At 69.1% G+C, this 16,886-nt stretch carries 15 protein-coding genes and 1 pseudogene; 10 read left to right on the top strand and 6 right to left on the bottom strand.

The window, feature by feature from the left end; all coding sequences use genetic code 11:
• Positions 1-91: 91 nt before the first annotated feature.
• From MOV08_RS41645 to MOV08_RS41630, 4 genes are all read left to right on the top strand, one after another.
• On the top strand, positions 92-1,618 hold the full coding sequence (locus tag MOV08_RS41645; protein ID WP_275311385.1) for a hypothetical protein: 1,527 nt from the start codon (positions 92-94) through the stop codon (positions 1,616-1,618).
• A gap of 415 nt (positions 1,619-2,033) precedes the next feature.
• On the top strand, positions 2,034-3,725 hold the full coding sequence (locus MOV08_RS41640) for a mycolysin (protein WP_275311384.1): 1,692 nt from the start codon (positions 2,034-2,036) through the stop codon (positions 3,723-3,725).
• Between the two features lie 109 nt (positions 3,726-3,834).
• Entirely contained in the window at positions 3,835-4,740 is a 906-nt protein-coding gene (locus tag MOV08_RS41635; protein ID WP_275311383.1) for a papain-like cysteine protease family protein, read from the top strand.
• Positions 4,741-4,764: 24 nt separating this feature from the next.
• Entirely contained in the window at positions 4,765-5,631 is an 867-nt protein-coding gene (locus tag MOV08_RS41630; RefSeq protein ID WP_275311382.1) for a hypothetical protein, read from the top strand.
• On the opposite strand, the gene MOV08_RS44305 is transcribed toward MOV08_RS41630, so the two are convergent.
• The 4 genes from MOV08_RS44305 to MOV08_RS41615 all read right to left on the bottom strand — a co-directional run bounded on the left by MOV08_RS44305 (position 5,601) and on the right by MOV08_RS41615 (position 8,044).
• The gene (locus MOV08_RS44305) at positions 5,601-5,834 is read right to left on the bottom strand and encodes a transposase (RefSeq protein ID WP_420834262.1); all 234 of its coding nucleotides are present in this window, start codon (positions 5,832-5,834) and stop codon (positions 5,601-5,603) included. The two genes, MOV08_RS41630 and MOV08_RS44305, sit on opposite strands and share 31 nt — an antisense overlap.
• A gap of 85 nt (positions 5,835-5,919) precedes the next feature.
• Complete coding sequence (locus tag MOV08_RS41625; RefSeq protein WP_275311381.1) at positions 5,920-6,891, bottom strand: sensor histidine kinase; 972 nt, start codon at positions 6,889-6,891, stop codon at positions 5,920-5,922.
• A gap of 58 nt (positions 6,892-6,949) precedes the next feature.
• Positions 6,950-7,561: a response regulator gene (locus tag MOV08_RS41620; RefSeq protein ID WP_039639440.1), complete on the bottom strand. Its 612-nt coding sequence runs from the start codon at positions 7,559-7,561 to the stop codon at positions 6,950-6,952.
• 249 nt (positions 7,562-7,810) lie between these two features.
• On the bottom strand, positions 7,811-8,044 hold the full coding sequence (locus MOV08_RS41615) for a hypothetical protein (protein ID WP_275311380.1): 234 nt from the start codon (positions 8,042-8,044) through the stop codon (positions 7,811-7,813).
• Between the two features lie 1,528 nt (positions 8,045-9,572).
• Between MOV08_RS41615 and MOV08_RS41605 the strand changes: the two are divergent.
• Positions 9,573-10,244 (top strand): annotated as a pseudogene (locus MOV08_RS41605) (LysR family transcriptional regulator); the annotation flags it as partial.
• A 111-nt stretch (positions 10,245-10,355) separates the two neighbouring features.
• Here MOV08_RS41605 and MOV08_RS41600 read toward each other — a convergent pair.
• Positions 10,356-11,612: an IS701 family transposase gene (locus tag MOV08_RS41600; RefSeq protein WP_275311379.1), complete on the bottom strand. Its 1,257-nt coding sequence runs from the start codon at positions 11,610-11,612 to the stop codon at positions 10,356-10,358.
• 83 nt (positions 11,613-11,695) lie between these two features.
• Between MOV08_RS41600 and MOV08_RS41595 the strand changes: the two genes are divergently transcribed.
• The 5 genes from MOV08_RS41595 (at position 11,696) to MOV08_RS41575 (ending at position 16,284) form a co-directional block, all read left to right on the top strand.
• Positions 11,696-11,818, top strand: a complete 123-nt coding sequence (locus MOV08_RS41595; protein WP_275311378.1) for a hypothetical protein — start codon at positions 11,696-11,698, stop codon at positions 11,816-11,818.
• A 171-nt stretch (positions 11,819-11,989) separates the two neighbouring features.
• Positions 11,990-12,766 (top strand): glycosyltransferase family 2 protein, encoded by a 777-nt coding sequence (locus tag MOV08_RS41590; RefSeq protein ID WP_275311377.1) that lies wholly within the window; start codon positions 11,990-11,992, stop codon positions 12,764-12,766.
• Positions 12,767-13,097: 331 nt separating this feature from the next.
• A complete protein-coding gene (locus MOV08_RS41585) occupies positions 13,098-14,138 on the top strand; it encodes an iron-siderophore ABC transporter substrate-binding protein (RefSeq protein WP_275311376.1) in 1,041 nt (346 codons plus the stop codon).
• A gap of 20 nt (positions 14,139-14,158) precedes the next feature.
• Positions 14,159-15,193, top strand: coding sequence for a FecCD family ABC transporter permease (locus MOV08_RS41580; protein WP_052287248.1), 1,035 nt, complete (start codon positions 14,159-14,161; stop codon positions 15,191-15,193).
• A gap of 119 nt (positions 15,194-15,312) precedes the next feature.
• Positions 15,313-16,284, top strand: a complete 972-nt coding sequence (locus MOV08_RS41575) for a FecCD family ABC transporter permease (protein WP_239010424.1) — start codon at positions 15,313-15,315, stop codon at positions 16,282-16,284.
• 284 nt (positions 16,285-16,568) lie between these two features.
• On the opposite strand, the gene MOV08_RS44300 is transcribed toward MOV08_RS41575, so the two are convergent.
• Positions 16,569-16,760 (bottom strand): hypothetical protein, encoded by a 192-nt coding sequence (locus MOV08_RS44300; protein WP_420834261.1) that lies wholly within the window; start codon positions 16,758-16,760, stop codon positions 16,569-16,571.
• Positions 16,761-16,886: the final 126 nt, after the last annotated feature.

The raw sequence follows: 16,886 nt of genomic DNA, 5'->3' as shown, positions 1-16,886 counted from the left end.
AACGAGAGGTTCCGCCCATGCCCTGACGTGACATGTTCCCGCCCTCTTGCAGGGAAAACAGACCCCTCACACCAATCCACGAGGATCCACTATGCGCAACCTCCGCAGAAGAGCGGCACTGGCACCAGTGCTGCTCACCTCCCTCTCACTCGCCCTGGCCGGCTGCTCGTCATGGGGAAGCGGCTCCACCAACGCCTCGGACGAGGCGGCGAACACCAGAGAGAACAGCCCTCGCCCCAAGATCGACTTCAGCCGCGACGAACCCTCCCCCAAGGGAGCCGAGCCCAGCGCGGTGGCCATTCCGGCAGGCGGCGGCATCAAGGCGCAGAAGTCGGCGGTGAAGGTCGACTCCATCGACCGGAACAGCGGGCGCGCCGTCATCTCCCAGCCCGTCGCGCGGGCCACCCCGAGCGCGTCCGGTACGCCGGGGGCGTCGGCGACGCCTGCGGCGAAGAAGCCCGTCGCCGTGGGCGACATCGTCGCCAGCAAACCCGTGCCCGGCGCGCCCAAGGGCGTCCTGGCCAAGGTCACGAAGGTGGAGAAGAAGACCTCGAAGGGCACCGAGGTCCGTACCGCCCCGGTCGATCTCTCCACGGTGCTGGGCGACGTCAAGGTCAAGAACAAGCTGCCCGTCGACCCATCCGGCTTCAAGGCCGATTCGCTCGTCCCGGGAGTGAAGTTCTCCTGGGCCAAGCGCGGCAACGTCCACGCCGGACCCGAGGGCCTCAAACTGCCCTTCGGCAGCCTGCGCGTCGACGTCGACACCACGGTCGACACGGAGAAGGACGCGAAGGGGGCAGGGGTGGAAAGCCCCACCAAGGCGTCGCTCAAGGGCTTCGTCCAGCTCGCGCCCGAGGTCGACTTCAACTACTACGGCCGCGGTTCCGGTGACGGCCCGTCGGGGGCCGGCCTGCGGCTGAGCGGTGACTGGTCCTCGGGATTCCACTTCAAGGGGCGGACGGCCCCCACGACCAACGGCAAGCCGGTGCGGGTGCCGTTCGTCGTCCTGCACGCCAACCCGACCTTCTACATCGGTGAACTTCCGGTCACCGTCAACATCGACCTCACCTGCTACGTCCTGATCGACGCCGACGGCAAGGCGAGCCTGGACGTCCAACAGGACCCGGTGAAGGGCGACTTCGCCCTCGGCTCCGCGTTCGGTCTGCGCGAAGGATGGCAGCCCGAGGCCAAGGTCGGCTTCACGCCCGCGACGCTGAAGGCGAGCGCCTCGGCCGCGGTCAACGCAAAGGTCCGGTTCGGCACCGAGGCGAACCTCGGCCTCTACGGCAGCGTGGGCGTGAAGGGCGACGTCGCCGCGCCGTACGTGCGCACCGAGGTCGGGGGCGGTGCCAGCGGGTCGACCGAGGGCAAGGCCGCGGCCGACGTGGACTGGAAGCTGTTCGCGGGAGTCGACCTGGAGGGCTGGGTCATGCCGTATCTGAAGATCGGCGGCGTACCGGCGCTCGCGATGCGCCTGCCGATGCCCAAGGTGCAGCGCGAGGTGCAACTCGCACACGGCAAGGGAGCCATACGTATCCCCCAGCCGGGCACTTCGCAGGACGACACGAAACCGGGTGACAAGGACCAGTCCGGCGGCAGCGGGCCCCGGCACCACTGACACACCGACGCTCAGCCCACACGGCAACGCCGGGGAGGTGAGCCCCCGTTGCCGTGTGGGTGGCTGTGCGAGCGTGGGGCCCGCCGAGGAACCGTCACGTCACTGAACGGCTTTTCCATCCTGGCGGGCCGACCGTCGCGCCGACGCGTTCCGGTCGCGCTCCCCAAGTCCTTCATTTATTGCGGGTTTACCGCAAAATCGCAGGTGACATAGCGTCTATTCGCCTTTCACATCGTGCAGTTGTTATGCCAAATGTGACATGCGCAATCCGCATGACGTAAAGTCTCGGCGAGTTTTCACTCAAGGCACTGCCGTTTACCAGTGATTGACATTCGCGGCAGCGCCCACCCACACCCCCCACGATTCGAATCGGCGTGCACCGGACCCGTCGTGCACGCCGCAGAAAGGCATACCCATGTTCCGAATACGAATACCGAGACCCGCGGCGCTGGTCGCAGCGGGCGGCATTGGTGCCTGCATCGCCACCATCGCCTTACCGTCCGCCTATGCGGTCACCCCCGCCCCGGCAGACAGCTGCACGGTCCGCCCCGCGGACGTGAAATCCGAAGCGCCGTCGAGCTGTCTCGGCGTCACCGCCTCCCTCGAGCGCCTTCCCGCCATCGGCGAGCGGACCACCCTCACCGTGGCCGTCACGGCGCAGACCGACGTCAAGCGCGCCGGCCTCTCCCTCCAACTGCCGCCCGCCCTGCGGATCGTCGACCGGAACCCCGCCCTCACCACTCCCACGACGGACCTCTTCGGCCAGCGCACCAGCCAGACCCTGACCCTCACCCCGGGCACCCGCACCCTCCAGCTCGAGGTCAAGGCCGTCGCCGCAGGCCCCGCCCAGATCCAGGCGGACATCAGCGACATCGACCGCCCCGATCCGCGCCGCGCCGGTCACGCCTCGGTGGAACTGACCATCGGCAAGGCCAAGGGCTCCACCACCACGGGCATGTCCGTGACCAAGGCCGACGCGACTCCGGCCGGCGGGCCCACGGCGCACGAACGCCCGGCACGCCCGGGCGCCGCCGCCCCGGCCGCGCCGAGCACTCCCCCACAGGCCGCCGCCCCCGGCAAGCCCTACGCCCCGGTCTGCGTCAGCGGCACTCTGCGCAACCGCTTCCAGTCCTCCGAGGGCGGTAGCTGGAACCGCAAGGCCGACCGGGATCTGCCGGTCAGCAACGCCAATGTCACCCTCTGGGGCAGGGCGACCGCAGGCGGCAGTACGCAGAAGCTCGCCACGGGTCTGACCGGCAACGGAGATGGCACGTTCAAGCTCTGCTACATGCCGAGCACTTCCGTCACCTCCCAGGTCTGGGCAGAGTTCCAGACCCAGGCCGGCAGCATGTGGTCGGTCGTCGACGGATACAACCGCCGCTACTCGACCACCTCGAACGCCCTCAGCAACGTCTCGGGCAACAAGAGCCTGGGCACCGTCTACGCCAACAGCGGCCAGAGCCGTGCCTGGCATGCCTTCGACACCCTCAACAAGCTCTGGTGGGACCGGGGTTCGACCAGCACCTGCTGGACGAGCAACGAGAGGGACGGCCGCTGCTCCCCGATCACCGTCCAGTGGTATCCGGGCTCCCAGGACGGTACGTACTGGACGAACCGCGACGACAAGGTCCACCTCGCGGACAACGACCCCGACTCCGGCCACACCACCGTCCACGAGGCCGGCCACTCCCTCATGGGCAAGCTCTACAACGGATGGTGGCCGTACGTCACCAACTGCTCGCCCCACTACGTCAACCGCACCTCCTCCACCACCTGTGGCTGGACCGAGGGCTTCGCCGACGCCGTGGCGTTCCACACCTTCAAGGACACCGTCATGACGTGGGGCAACGGCAGCTCCATGAGCCTCGCCAACGACCGCACCACGCGCGGCATCGACTGGGGCGACGCCTGCGAGGCCCGGGTCGCCACCGCGCTGGTCGACCTGTGGTCCCAGGTCGACGGCGGCTGGACGAAGAGCAACACCATGATGTCCCGCGAGCGCCAGTCCACCTTCCGTGAGTACTTCCTCACCGACCGGCCCGCGTACGGCCTGGACAGCGGAGCGAAGGCCCGCAACGTCCTCTACAACCACACCATCCAGTACTGATCCGCCCGATCGGTCCCCGAAGAGCGTTCTTCACCGGCAACGGCCTCGCCGCCTTCTGGCTGCGGCGAGGCCGTATCCGCCCGCACTGATCAGCAAGAGAAGAAGCCCCATGCACAGATTCCGTAGATCAACCCGCATATCGACGCGCACACACGCCGCCCCTACGTCACGGCGCAAAAAGGCACTTCTGGCCACGACCGGCGCCGCCGTCCTGTCCGGCGGACTTCTGCTGGGCATCTCCCCCCAGGCCCAGGCCAGCGCCACCGGCACGGTCACCGGCGGGCGAGGCAACTTCAGCACCGTCAACCAGCGCTCCCAGCCATCACTTTCGGCCGGCATCACCGGAAAGTCCTGGGTCGGCGACCAGATCCCGATGACCTGCCGTATCACCGGCGACGTCGTCGAGAACAACTCCCGCTGGATCTGGTCCGGCAAGTACTACATCGCCGACGCGTTCATCCGGGAGAACACCGGGAGGCTGCCGGTCTGCACCTCCACCCAGCCCACCGACCAGCCCACCGGCAATCCCACCGGCCGGAACGCCCTCGACATCAGCATGCAGAAGCAGGTCAAGGACCAGTGGTGCTGGGACGCCACCGGCCTGACCATAGCCAACTTCTGGGGCTACACCCGCTACAACCAGTACGACTTCTGCCGCCTGGCCGCCCAGAACAACCGGCTGGACTGCAACAACCGCCCCGCCACCCTCGGCGACATGGCCAACGGCCTCCGCAACATGGGCTTCCGCAACAGTGGCAACGACCTCTACCGCAACGCTTCCTTCGGCGAGACCCGGACCGAGATCGCGAACGGGCGCCCGTTCGCCGTCCGTATCGGCTGGAACTCCGGCGGCGGCCACATGAACGTCATCTACGGCTACGACAGCACCAGCAACATGATCGCGGTCGGCGACCCCTGGCCCACCACGAAGACCTACACCTGGTGGAACTACTCCACCTACTCCGGAAACAACTCCTTCCGGTGGACCCACACGCGCATCGGCATACACGGCTAGAACGACCAGAGGAAACGACCCATCGTGCACCATGCAACCAGACGCGCCGCCACCCTGTGTGCCGCCACTGCCGTCGCCGCCCTCTGCGGAATCGTTCCCGCGCAGGCTGCCGACGGACCCACCACCCCCGAGGCGACCGACTTCACCGCCGCTCAGAAGGTGCTGCGCTCCGGCCAGCTCCGCGACACCGTCGCCCGCTTCCTGACGGCTGCGGCCGAGCGCAGCGCCCCGGGCGGCAGCACGGCCGACACCCCGGACGGCGGCACGGCCGGCGCCCCGCGCAGCCTCGCACAGCCTCCTGCCGCCGCACCCGGCTTCGACCTCAAGAAGCCGGTCCCCTTCTACGAGCTGTCGCCCGAGTTCGTCGCCGGCAAGACCAAGGCCACCGCCGGCGCGGCCCTGAGGCTGTCCTACCTCGCCTCCCGCGTCTCGGCCGCCAACGGCCGTCAGGCCGCCGTCCTGCTCGCCCCGGGGCAAGGTGGCCATGCCTGGCAACTGGCCGGCATCCGCGACGGCGACGCGGACATCAGCGCCGCCGAGCGTGGCACGGACCAGGCGCAGACCTTCATGGAGCCGCAGATCCACGGTTGGTACCGGCTGACCGGCAGCGGCTCCGTCGAGCCGCTCAACAAGGAAGCCCGGACAGCCCTGCAAGGCAAGCCCCGCGTCTCACTCACGGCGTACCAGCAACTCGTCGCCAGGCGCTACGGCGACAAGCTCCCCGGCTCGGCCTACGACCGCAAGGGTCTCGCGGGCGGCTACGCCCTCGCCGAGGACCAGGCCGCCACCGCACCTTCCCGCTCCTGGCTCCCGGCCGCCTCCGGCGCGGCAGCCCTGGCGGTTTCGGGCGCGGCGGTCCTTCACCTGCGCCGCCGACGCCGCTCGGCCTGATCCCGCCCGCGGTCTGGGACCCCGGCCCATGACGCCAGGCGCCTGGCTGTGAGCCAGCGGACCCTGCCCCCGCCGGTTTCGGCGATGATGGTCTCGGCAGTGAGCCGCCCGATCCCCGGGATGGTGTCGAAGTGGTCCAGGGACTTGTTCCCGACGCCCAGGAGCCCGGCGGTCCAGGCGTCGCCGGGCGTGCGAGCGCACACGGGCAAGAAGCGTTTGCCGGATCGATCCTGCCCCTGGCCGGCCTGTGCGGGCCAGGGGCAGGCCGGCGCCGGCGCGGCAGGCCGGCTAGGACGCCCGGGTTTTCCGGCAGTTGCGCAGGGGGAACACGGCCCGGACGACCGCGCCGGCGGCGCCGGCGGTTCTGGCGCTGAATGTGCCGCCGTACGCTTCGCAGCGCCAGCGCATGCCCTGCATGCCGTACCCCTCGGTGGCTCTCGGCGGGTTCGGTCCGAGGCCGCGTCCGTCGTCGGTGACGGTGAGGCTGATGCCGTCGTCGCGGCATGTGAGGGCAAGGGTGATGTGCCGGGCGTCGGCATGCTTGACCACGTTGGTGAGCGCTTCCTGGGCGACCCGGTAGACGGCAAGATTCACGCCGTTGTCCCCTGTACACGCATGGGGCCGGTCGCCCTGGACGTCCACGTCCACCACGAGCCCGTTCTCGTCGGCGACCTGTCGGGCGAGGGAGGTGACCGACTCGGCGAGCCCCATCCCTTGGACGGCTGCCGGGCTCACTGTGGCGATGATGCGGCGCAGCGTGCCGGCCTGTTCGTCGAGGGTGCGGGACGCGTCCTCCATCGCCGCACGCAGCGCACCGGGGTCGTCCAGTGCGCGGGCCGCGTCGAGGCGCCGCTGGGTCAGTGCCAGCAACTGGAGGACTTCGTCGTGCAACTCGCCCGCGAGCAGGCCCGCATGGTGCTCCTGCCGCTCCACCATGGCACTGGCGCGTCCCCGGCTGAGGACCACCTTCATCTCGGGCCAGGCCGGGACGGCGTACGCGCATGCCGCCAGCAGGAACCCCATGGCCGCGTGGTCCATCGGTGCGGAGTGCACCAGCCGGTCCACGCTCAGGACCGTGAATCCGCAGCAGATCATGATCAGCAGCCGGCGGGCCCGCCGCAGCCCGCAGGTCAGCAGCGCGAGGACGCCGGTGGCCAGGGCGACGCTCGGGGCCGAGACCGACCTGGGCGGCAAGTGGCCGTCGGTGAGGAGGTTGGCCGTGTAGCCCACGACGCTGACCAGGCTCACCGCGATGCACAAGCCACCGAGTGTGCCCAGGGCGAGCGACTGTTGTGCGGTGGCCGGCCGGGCTGTTCCGCTACACATCGGCGGAGCGGTTCTGCCGGGCGTACGCGACGAGGTCGGCCCTGGAGACCAGGCCCAGCCGGGCGCGCAGAGCGGCCCTGACGCTCTCCACCGTGCGGACGCTGACCGTCAGCCGCGCGGCCACCTCACGGTTGGTGTGCCCCTCGGCGAGCAGGCCCAGGACCTGCCGCTCCCGCAGTTGCAGTTCCGGCTCCCGGCCCTGGGCACGGGCCAGCCCGGCACCGAGCGAGGGCTGTACGTACCGTTCTCCCGACGCCACCGTCCGTACCGCCAGGACCAGTTCGGACACGGGACTGCTCTTCAGCAGATAGCCTGCGGCACCCGCGGCCAGCGCCCCGCAGATGATGGCACGGTCCTCGTAGCAGCTCTGCACGAGAATTCCCATCTCCGGTGCGGCGGCGAGGAATTGGGGAATGGCCTTGAGCGCCAGCCCCGACTGCAGCTTCATGTCCAGCATCAGCACATCGGGCTGCTGCTCGGAGACGATCTCCAACGCCTCCCGTTCGCAGGCGGCCTCCCCGACCACGATGAAGCCCTCAGGCTCCAGGAACGCCCGGGTTCCAGCTCGTACGGTCGGATGATCCTCGGCCAGGACCACTCGCACAGGACCCCCATCTTCTGCATAGCCTTTCGCGCACGGGGAAAACATGGCTTCTTTGCCGCCCCAGTGGATGTATTCACCTTCCGATGTAGTGACCAATCTTGTCAACCGACGGAATTCCCACAACGGACGGTTAAAAGTTCAATTTCCTGCGGCTAACCCGCAGAAATCTTGCGGACTTCTACGGATTTCCCACAGCGGGCGGGTCGGGGGCGATCGTTTCGCCCGAAGCACCCACCGGGCACCCGGCAATCACGAGAAAGAAAGAGCTCCGAGATGTTCTCCACGCTCTTCGACATCGCAAGCAGCCTGACCCCCCACGCCCTCCAGCGGTTCCAGCGCCAGGACGCCATGGCCTTTCAGAATGATTGCACCGCTTGCCCCAAAGAGCCCGAAAATCCCGTCTTGACGGGAAAAATGCGCTACCGACGAGGAAAGAAGGCGGACACGGATGACTCCGTTCGCCTTCGCGGCGAACGCCTTCACCTAAGCGATCAAGTGGATCTTCAGTTGAGATCCGGCTGTTCTGGACGCGAATACCCTTCGCCGGAAGAGAGCACACCAACCCTCGCTCCCATCCGGTCCCTCAGGCTCACGTAACGCGCAGCACATGACTCCCCATCAAAAGTCCATCCCGGTAACGCGACCCGGAGGAATTCCGGGCTATCCCTCACCGGCGTCCGGGCGTCACAGGGCCTGGCAACCGGCCACGAGGCACCGGACAATCTCGCGCCGGGTTTGAGGCGACGGTACTGCCGACTGCCCGAGGAAGGCTCCACAGGGCTGACCCCGCACAGCGCGGCGAAGGACGCCTCACCGCGCAGGCGCTCCGGGTTGCCCCCACAGCGATCGTCCACAGGCGATGGAATCCTGAAATGAAGCAGCACAGCCTGCGCCGCCAACCGGTGAGAGGTAGGAAAGACACAGACGGACGAGAGGACAGCCACACCCGGCATCCCTGGGTGTCCCGATCTTACGAATGACCCGGATCAACCCACGAAGAAAGGTAGGGAACGACCTGACATGCAGGTCGCAGTGGATTTCAACCGATGCCAGGGATCTGCCCAGTGCGCCTTCCTCGCTCCATCCGTGTCCGAGCCGCGCGACGACGAGGCCCTGGTATACGCCCCGCCCGTCCCGGACGGCCGACGCGAACCTCTGCTGCGCACCGCGACGGCTTGCCCGGTGCCGGTGAAGGGTGACCCGAAGGGCGGCCGGATCGTCGTCGCCAGCGCCTCGCCGGCAGGGCCGCGGACCGCCGGGACACCGCGCGAGGAGGACTTCGACGGCAGGCCGGCTGTCGTCGGGGACGTGCTCCACTGTCCGTACGACCGGCCGCCGTTGTCCAGACAGGTGCTGCTCGGCAAGGCGTGCGCGGAAGACTGCGTCCTGCCCGCCCGCCGCGGGACCCGCCCCCGTACGCACCAGCCCGGCTCTGCGCGGCTTCCTCTGCCTGTCCCTCGCCCAGGCGGCCGACCCGCTGGAAGCTGTGAGTTCGGGCCGTCAAGGACCCGTCTGCTCCTCCTCACCATGCGAGATCAGCGAGACGGAGGGGTGGTGGCCGCAGACGAGCTCCGGTGGCACGACTCCAGGCCCGGAACCAAGGAGCCACCCTCATGAATCCACACCCCGCACAGGACCCCAGGCCCGGAACATCCGCAGGGGCTACGCCCGGGCCGGTGCCGTTCTCGCCGTCGTGTGGCTCGGCGAGGCCGACGAGCCGGCCTGGGTCCATGGCCTGCGCACCGCCTTCATCCTGCTGGTGTTCCCGCCCTTGTTGCTGTGGACCGAGCGCCGCCTCACCACCGCGCCCGAGACGGACCGCACAACAGATCAGCAGCGACCCAGCACGGGACGGGTTTCCCGGGGTGGTGACAGGCGACTACAGGTCAGCACACAGTCAGCACGGGTAGAGCAAGAGCCCTGGTTCGCTCCGGGGCTCTTGCATTGTGACCTGTGCGTTTGCCATCAGGGACGATCACTGCTAAATGGACGCATGAGATACCTTCAGGGTATGGATCTCGATCTGCGCAAACTCCGTTACTTCGCCTCGGTGGCCGAGCACCGGCACTTCGGCCGGGCGGCGGAACAGCTCTACATCGCCCAGCCGGCGCTCAGCCGTCAAATCAAGTCCCTGGAGCAGGAGTTGGGGTGTCCGCTGTTCGTGCGGACCACCCGCAGCGTGGAACTGACCGCCGCCGGCGAACAACTCTACGAGGAGGCGCAGCAGATCCTCCCGTCCATCGCCGCGGCGGTCCGGCGCGTCCATGACGTCGATGAGGGCGTCCAACGGCTCGCGGTCGCCTTCTCCCCCGGGCTGCATGTGTCGGATGCGATCCGGGCGTTCACGTCGCGCCACCCGGACGTCGAGATCGACGTCGTCCCGGCACGCTGGTGGGAGCAGGACCGTCCACTGCGGGACGGTCGCGCCCAAGTCGGTTATCTGCGGCGGCCGTTCGACGAGACGGGCTTGCGCATCGTTCCCATCGGTCACGAGCCCAGGGTCGCCTGCATACCCGCGGCACATCCGCTGGCGTGCCGTCAGGAGCTCACCTCCGCGGACCTCGACGGCGAGCGGATGCTCGACACCCCGCAGCGGCGGACGTTGACGCTGGAGGAGAAGTTCGAGCTCATCGCCTCCGGACGCAACATCGCACTCATCCCGCTGGGCGTCGCACGGTCCTACTAGTGCTTGGTCAGGTTGGTGCGGGTGTGGGTATGTCGCGGTGGCAGGTGGGGCAGGCGCCGGCCCAGGTTGCGAGGAGTGTCTGCATGTCGCGGATGACTGTGTAGAGGCTCAGGCCGGCGCCGTGTCTTTTGGGGATGTGGCCAGTCGTTGCAGGGTGCAGAAGGCGTGGGCTGCGGAGACGAGGGTGACGTGGTGGTGCCAGCCGTTCCAAGTGCGGCCCTCGAAGTGGGCCAGGCCCAGGGCCTGCTTCATCTCGCGGTAGTCGTGCTCGATCCTCCAGCGGAGCTTGGCCAGCCTCACCAGGGTGGTCAGCGGGAAGTCGGCGGGTAGGTCGGACAACCAGAACTGCACCGGCTCCGGCTCGGTGGTGGGCCATTCGGCCAGCAGCCAGCACTCCGGCCCTTCGGTGGCCTGGCGAATCTCGCGTCCGGCGGGCCGGATCCGCAGGGCCACGAACCGTGAGTACATCCGTTTGAGGCCCAAGCGGCCCCGTCCGGGCCGGGAGCCCTCCCGCCACGACACCGGCCGCGCCGCCTTCCGGCCCACTGCGATCACCAGTTCTTTGACCGACCTGGGCTTGTCCGGGTACTTCGCCACCGGGGGACGTCCGTTCCCCTGGTAGGCCGGTGTCACCGGCACGGCATCGCCCAGGTGAGCCGACAGCGTGGTGGAGATCCCCACGACATAGTTCAGTCCGCGATCGTTAAGGCCGAGCCGGAACGCCGCGCAGTCGCCGTATCCGGCATCCGCGATGGCCAGCGGCACCTCGATTCCCCACGAGCGGGTCTCATCGAGCATGTCCAAGGCCAACTGCCACTTCTCCACATGCCCGACGTCGGCGGGGATGCCGCAGGCGCTACGCCGCGCAGTCTTGTCCGAGTCGGCCTTCGGCGAGGCGGGATCCCAGGTCTCGGGCAGGAACAGCCGCCAGTCCACGGCAGCGGAGGCGTGGTCGGACGCCAGGTGCAGCGAGACCCCGACCTGGCAGTTGGTGACCTTGCCTGCCGTGCCGGTGTACTGCGAAGACACGCATGCCGAGGCAGTCCCGTCTTTGAGGAATCCGGTGTCGTCGAAGATCGCAGCGGTCGGCCGGATGGCGGTTTCCATCTTCCAGGCGAGCTTGGCTCGGACATGGGACGGATCCCACGGGCTTGTGGTGATGAAGTGGGCCAGCGCCTGCCGATTGCCGTCGGCCCCAAGCCGGGCGGCCATGGGCTCCACCGACTTGCGTTTGCCGTCGGTCAGCAATCCCCGCAGGTAGACCTGCCCCCACCAACGCTGCCCATCCCTCGCGAAAGGCTCGAACACCTCAGCCGCGAATTCTTCCAACTCGCCACGAACAGCAGCGATTTCATCTGGCGTCACACTCCATCAACGCACGCAGCGCCAGAAGGACACGCACCACCAAGATCAACCTGACCAAGCACTACTACTCCCGCCCCGACCTCGTGCACCTCCCCGTCACCGACGCACCCGGGATCGAGACGTGTCTGGCCGTTGTCGCGGACCGGCCCGAGAAGCTGCTGCGGGACTTCCTGGAGATCGCCACCGCGACGCTCCGGCGCGCCTGAGCGGTCGGCGTGCGGGGCCACGGCCAGCGGCGGCTGCGTTCAGTCGCTCCCGGGCCGCCGCGGGCTTCGTGCACGGACGGACAGCCGCACCGGGTACCCGGAGAAAATCCTCGGCGAGTGGTCCATGTCATGATCGCGGACGGGCCAACCCCTCTCCGACAGGACCCCTCCATGCGAACCATCAGCGTCATCACCGCCGTACACGAAGGCGGCCACCACTTCATCGGTGACACCTACGAATCCCTGCGCGAACAAAAGCTCCCGGATGACTGGCAATGGGAGTGGTGCGTACAGGAGGACGGCACCTCGGGAATCCCCGCGCAGAGCCTGCCCGACGACCCTCGGATCACCTGCGGGACGGGACTGCGGGCGCGCATAGCGGTGACACGCACGCACGCCCTCGCGCGCGCGAGGGGGGACCTGTTCCGGACGTTGGACGCGGATGACGTGCTGCTGCCGGGCGCGCTGGAGCGGGACATCGAGACCCTGGAACGCGTCCCCTGGTGCGTGTCCGCCTGCATCGACCTCCACGAGGACGGGAGCACGGCACTGGGTCCCTGCGACCCTGCGGGTGGCGCCTTGGAGCCCGCCCGCCTCTACCACGAGGTGCTGGAGCGGCGCCTGTCCGTTCAGGCGACCACCTTCGCCGCGCACCGCCGCCTGGTGTTGGCGCTCGGCGGCTGGCAGGCGCTGTCCGGAGCCGAGACGGTCGCCCTGCTCCTTGCCGCGGAGGCCGTGGCACCCGGCGAGTTCATAGCGGAGCCGAGCGTCCTCTATCGCAAGCATCCCGACCAGACGACGGCGTCCCAGCACTACTGGGAAGCGCCCGAGGCGGCATCGCGGATCGACGCGCTCGTGCAACGCGCCAGTGCGCTGCGGGAGTCAGGTTGGCGGTGGCGGCAGGCGCCCGGGTACCGGCCGGCGCCCCCGGTGGAGAGGAGCGAGTGAGGGATCACATCCGGCGGTGGGCGTTCGGTTGCCGGTGACGCACCCGTGCACGCGCATGCGGGAGACGCCAGGCAGCAGGCACGGCGGCATCGGACGCCCACACTCCACCGCGCTTCCGGCGGAGATGGCAGCCCCCTTTCGTCCGCCTCACGTCGTGCCGGGCGGGCCCGGGGCCGCGTGTGGGGAGGGTAGGGGTGGAGGCGAGATCGACATTAAGTTAGGCTCACCTAAGTATTCGGGGAGGTCGGGGCACGTCCCGCACCGTCCGGATGAGTTCTCAACCACAGGCAAATTGGGCCGCAAGCAGTACCGCCCAGGAAAAGGACCTCGCATGACCATCGCCTCGCGCCGGATAACGCGCCGTCTCTTCACTGCCGCGGCGGCGACCTCGTTGCTGTTGGTCACCAGCGCGTGCGGCGACGGAGGCAAGGGTGACGCCGAGGCCGCGGGCGGCAGCCACGGTGCCTTCCCGGTGTCGATCAAGAGTGCGCTGGGCACGGCCACCATCAAGAAGGAGCCCAAGCGGATCGTCACGCTCGGCCAGGGCTCGGCCGAGACGGCCATCGCTCTTGGCCACACGCCGGTCGGCGTGGAGGAGTACGCCTGGGGCAGCGACAAGTCCGGCTACCTGCCCTGGGTCAAGGACGCGGTGAAGAAGGCCGGAGACCCCCTGCCCAAGCAGTTCAAGGGCGGCGACCAGCTCGACATCGAGGCGATCACCGAACTGGCCCCGGACCTGATCCTGGCGCCGTGGTCGGGCATCACGGCCAAGCAGTACGACGTCCTCAAGGACATCGCGCCGACGGTGGCGTACCCGGACAAGGCATGGAGCACTCGCTGGGACGAGCAGATCAACACCGTCGCCAAGGCCGTCGGGCAGCCCGAGAAGGGCACCGAGCTGATCAAGGGCATCAAGAAGCAGCTCGCCGACGCCGCCGCGTCCCGCCCGAACTACAAGAACGTGACCTTCTCCTACATCTACACCTCGGGGCCGGGCACCCTGGGCGTGTTCAAGCCCGCTGAGCAGCGGGTGGAAATGGTCAAGTCCCTCGGGCTCCGGGTCGACCCGGTGGTCAACACCTTCAAGGAGACCGACGGCACCGCCTCCTCCCTCATCGGCCTGGAGAACGCCGACAAGCTGAACAAGAGCGACGTCCTCTTCACCTTCTACTCCGACGACAAGACCCGTCGGGAGACCGAGGGCCAGTCGCTGTACGCCGCCATGCCGGCCATCAAGAAGGGTGCCGTGGTGGCCAGTTCGGACAACTCCTTCGTCACCGCCTCCTCCATGATCAACCCGCTGACCGTGCCCTACAGCATCAAGCGCTACCTGCCGCTGATCGACAGCGCGGTGAAGAAGGCCGGCAAGTAACGCCGCGGGACGGTTGACACATGGTCGCCACCATCGACACCGCGGAGCAACGGACCGCCGTGCGCCGGCCGGCCCGGCGCACGACCGTCGTACTGCTCCTGGCCCTGGCCGTCCTGGCCCTCGTCTGCATCGCCAGCATCATGTTCGGCAGCAAGATCCTGCCCCCGGGGCAGGTCTGGGAGGCCGTCACCGGCCACGCCGATGCCTACACCACCACCGTCGTCGAGAGCCGCTATCCGCGCACCGCGCTGGGCATCGTGGTGGGCCTCGGCCTGGCCGTGGCGGGTGTCCTGATGCAGACGGTGACCCGCAACCCACTGGCCGAGCCGGGCTTGCTGGGCGTCAACACCGGAGCCGCCGCGAGCGTGGTGGCCGCCACCGCGTTCGCCGGCGTCTCCGGGCAGACGCAGACGCTGCTGTGGTCACTGCCCGGCGCACTGCTGACCGGAGTCTTCATCTACGTCATCGGGACCCTCGGCAGGGGGCTGAACCCGGTCCGGCTGGTGCTGGGCGGCGCGGTGCTCACCGCCGTGCTGAGCGCCTTCATCCAGGCCGTCACCCTCAGCCGCCCGCAGGTCTTCGACAGCTACCGCTACTGGGTGGTCGGTGCGCTCGGCGGCCATGACTGGGACGCCGTGCTGAGCGTGCTGCCGTTGGCCGTCGCCGGATTCGCCGTCGCCCTGTTCCTCGGCCGCGGACTGAACATCGTCGCGCTGGGCGAGGATTCCGCGACGTCCCTCGGCGCCCGCCCGGAGCGGGTCAAGGCCGTCGCGCTGCTGACGGCCACCGTGCTGAGCGCCGCCGCGACCGCGGCCGCGGGACCGATCGCCTTCGTCGGACTCGCGGTGCCGCACCTGGCCCGGGCCCTCCTGGGAGCCGACGTGCGGCGGCAGCTCGCCCTGAGTGCCGTGCTCGGCCCGACCCTCCTTCTGGCGGCCGACGTCATCGGAAGGCTCCTGGTACGCCCGCAGGAATTGATGGTCGGTGTTGTCACCGCGTTCGCCGGCGCCCCCGCCCTTCTGATCGCCGTTCGCAGAATGCGAGCCAGCTCATGACCCCCACCACCGCCACGTCGTCCACGACCGTCTCCCGTACGGTTCAGCGGCCCCGCCCCGGCAGTCGCAAACTCCTCATCAGGCTCGGGCCGGAGATCGCCCTGCGGGTCCCGGTCCGCATGGTCTGGGTCGGCCTCGCCCTGAGCGTGGCGCTGCTCGCCGCGTGCCTCGCCACCCTCACCGTCGGCCGCCTGGGCATCGCCCTGCCGGACCTGCCGTCGGCACTGTCCGGCAACGCCACCGGCGTGGACTCCTTCGTCCTGGACCGACTGCGCGGACCGCGGTTGACCGTGGCGGTGGCCGCCGGTGCCGCCTTCGGCCTGTCCGGTGCCCTCTTCCAGTCGGTGACCCGCAATCCGCTGGGCAGCCCGGACGTCATCGGCCTCGGCCCGGGGGCCGGCGCGGGCGCCGCGCTGGTCGCCCTGCTCTTCCCTGACGTGCCGGTCGCGTTGGGCGCACTGGGCGGAGCGCTGGCGGCGATGGCGGTGGTGTACGTGTCGACCGGCAGCGGATTCCGCAACCCCAGTCGTCTGGTCATCGCGGGCATCGGGGTCTCGGCCATGGCGACGGCGTTCATCCAGTACATCGTCTACGCCATCGAGCGCGACCAGGCCACCGTGCTCAGCTCGTACCTCAACGGCAGCCTCACCGCACGCTCCTGGGACGACGCGGCGACCATCGGCGTGGTGCTGCTGCTCTGTGTGCCGTGCGCCGCGCTGCTCTCCCGCCCCCTGGGCCTCAGCGAGATGGGCGACACCACGGCGGCGGCCCTGGGAGCGCGCCCGGAACGCGCCTTCACCGGGGCCGTGCTGCTCACCATCGTGCTGTCGGCCGGGGCCGTCACGGTCGCCGGCCCGATCTCGTTCATCGCGCTGACCGCACCGCAGATCGTCAAGCGGATCACCCGCGGCAGCGGCCCGCACCTGGCGCTCTCCGCACTCTCCGGCGCGCTGCTGCTCGTGCTCGCCGACCTGGCGGCCCAGAACGCCCCACTCTTCGGCAAGTTGCCGGTCGGCATCTGGACGATGGCGCTGGGCGGCGCCTACCTCGGATACCTGCTCCTGCGGGAGTGGCGTCGCGGCGCCCTGTGATACGGCCGGGCCGGCCGTCTCGCCCGGTCCGGCGAAAGTGCGTGCCGCACGCCCGACGACAGGCGGGACTTCGCTGACCCGACCCAGCCCCCGTGCCGCACGCCACCCAGCCCCCCGAGTCCGAGTCTCGGGGGGTTTCGCCTGCCTGCAGACCGTGCAGACAGGTGGTCAGGGTGGAGCTGCCAGCGATCATGCGGGCGAATTGCTGGCCGGAGAACCCGGCGACCGGGTCCTGGGCGGCCACGGCGTCGGCGAAGGCGCCACGCGGTGCGCCCAGCGCTGATTCACCGGGGCGCCGGGCGGCAACGGCGTCGCCCGACGCGGTCGATGTCGTACTGCTCGCCCGCGGCATCCAGGTGCTGCCGCCCGAACAGCGCGACCGGCACGCCGACGGCCTGATCCTGGCCTTCGCCCTCGACAGCGGCCTGGCAGAGCAGGAGAAGCGACTGCGCGACGCGGGGAATCGAGATCACCATGCCGCTGCGCCAGGAACCCTGGGGCGAAACCCTGTTCCAGGTCACCGACCCCAACGGCGTGATCATCCAGTTCGTCGAATGGTCCACTCCCGAGCACGGCTGACCCAAACCCCCACGGCACGGGCC

The organism is Streptomyces yunnanensis, from assembly GCF_029011865.1.
Taxonomy (GTDB): domain Bacteria; phylum Actinomycetota; class Actinomycetes; order Streptomycetales; family Streptomycetaceae; genus Streptomyces; species Streptomyces yunnanensis.
The sequence above is the reverse complement of the archived record's forward strand: the minus strand, read 5'-3'. Positions and strand labels throughout refer to the sequence as shown.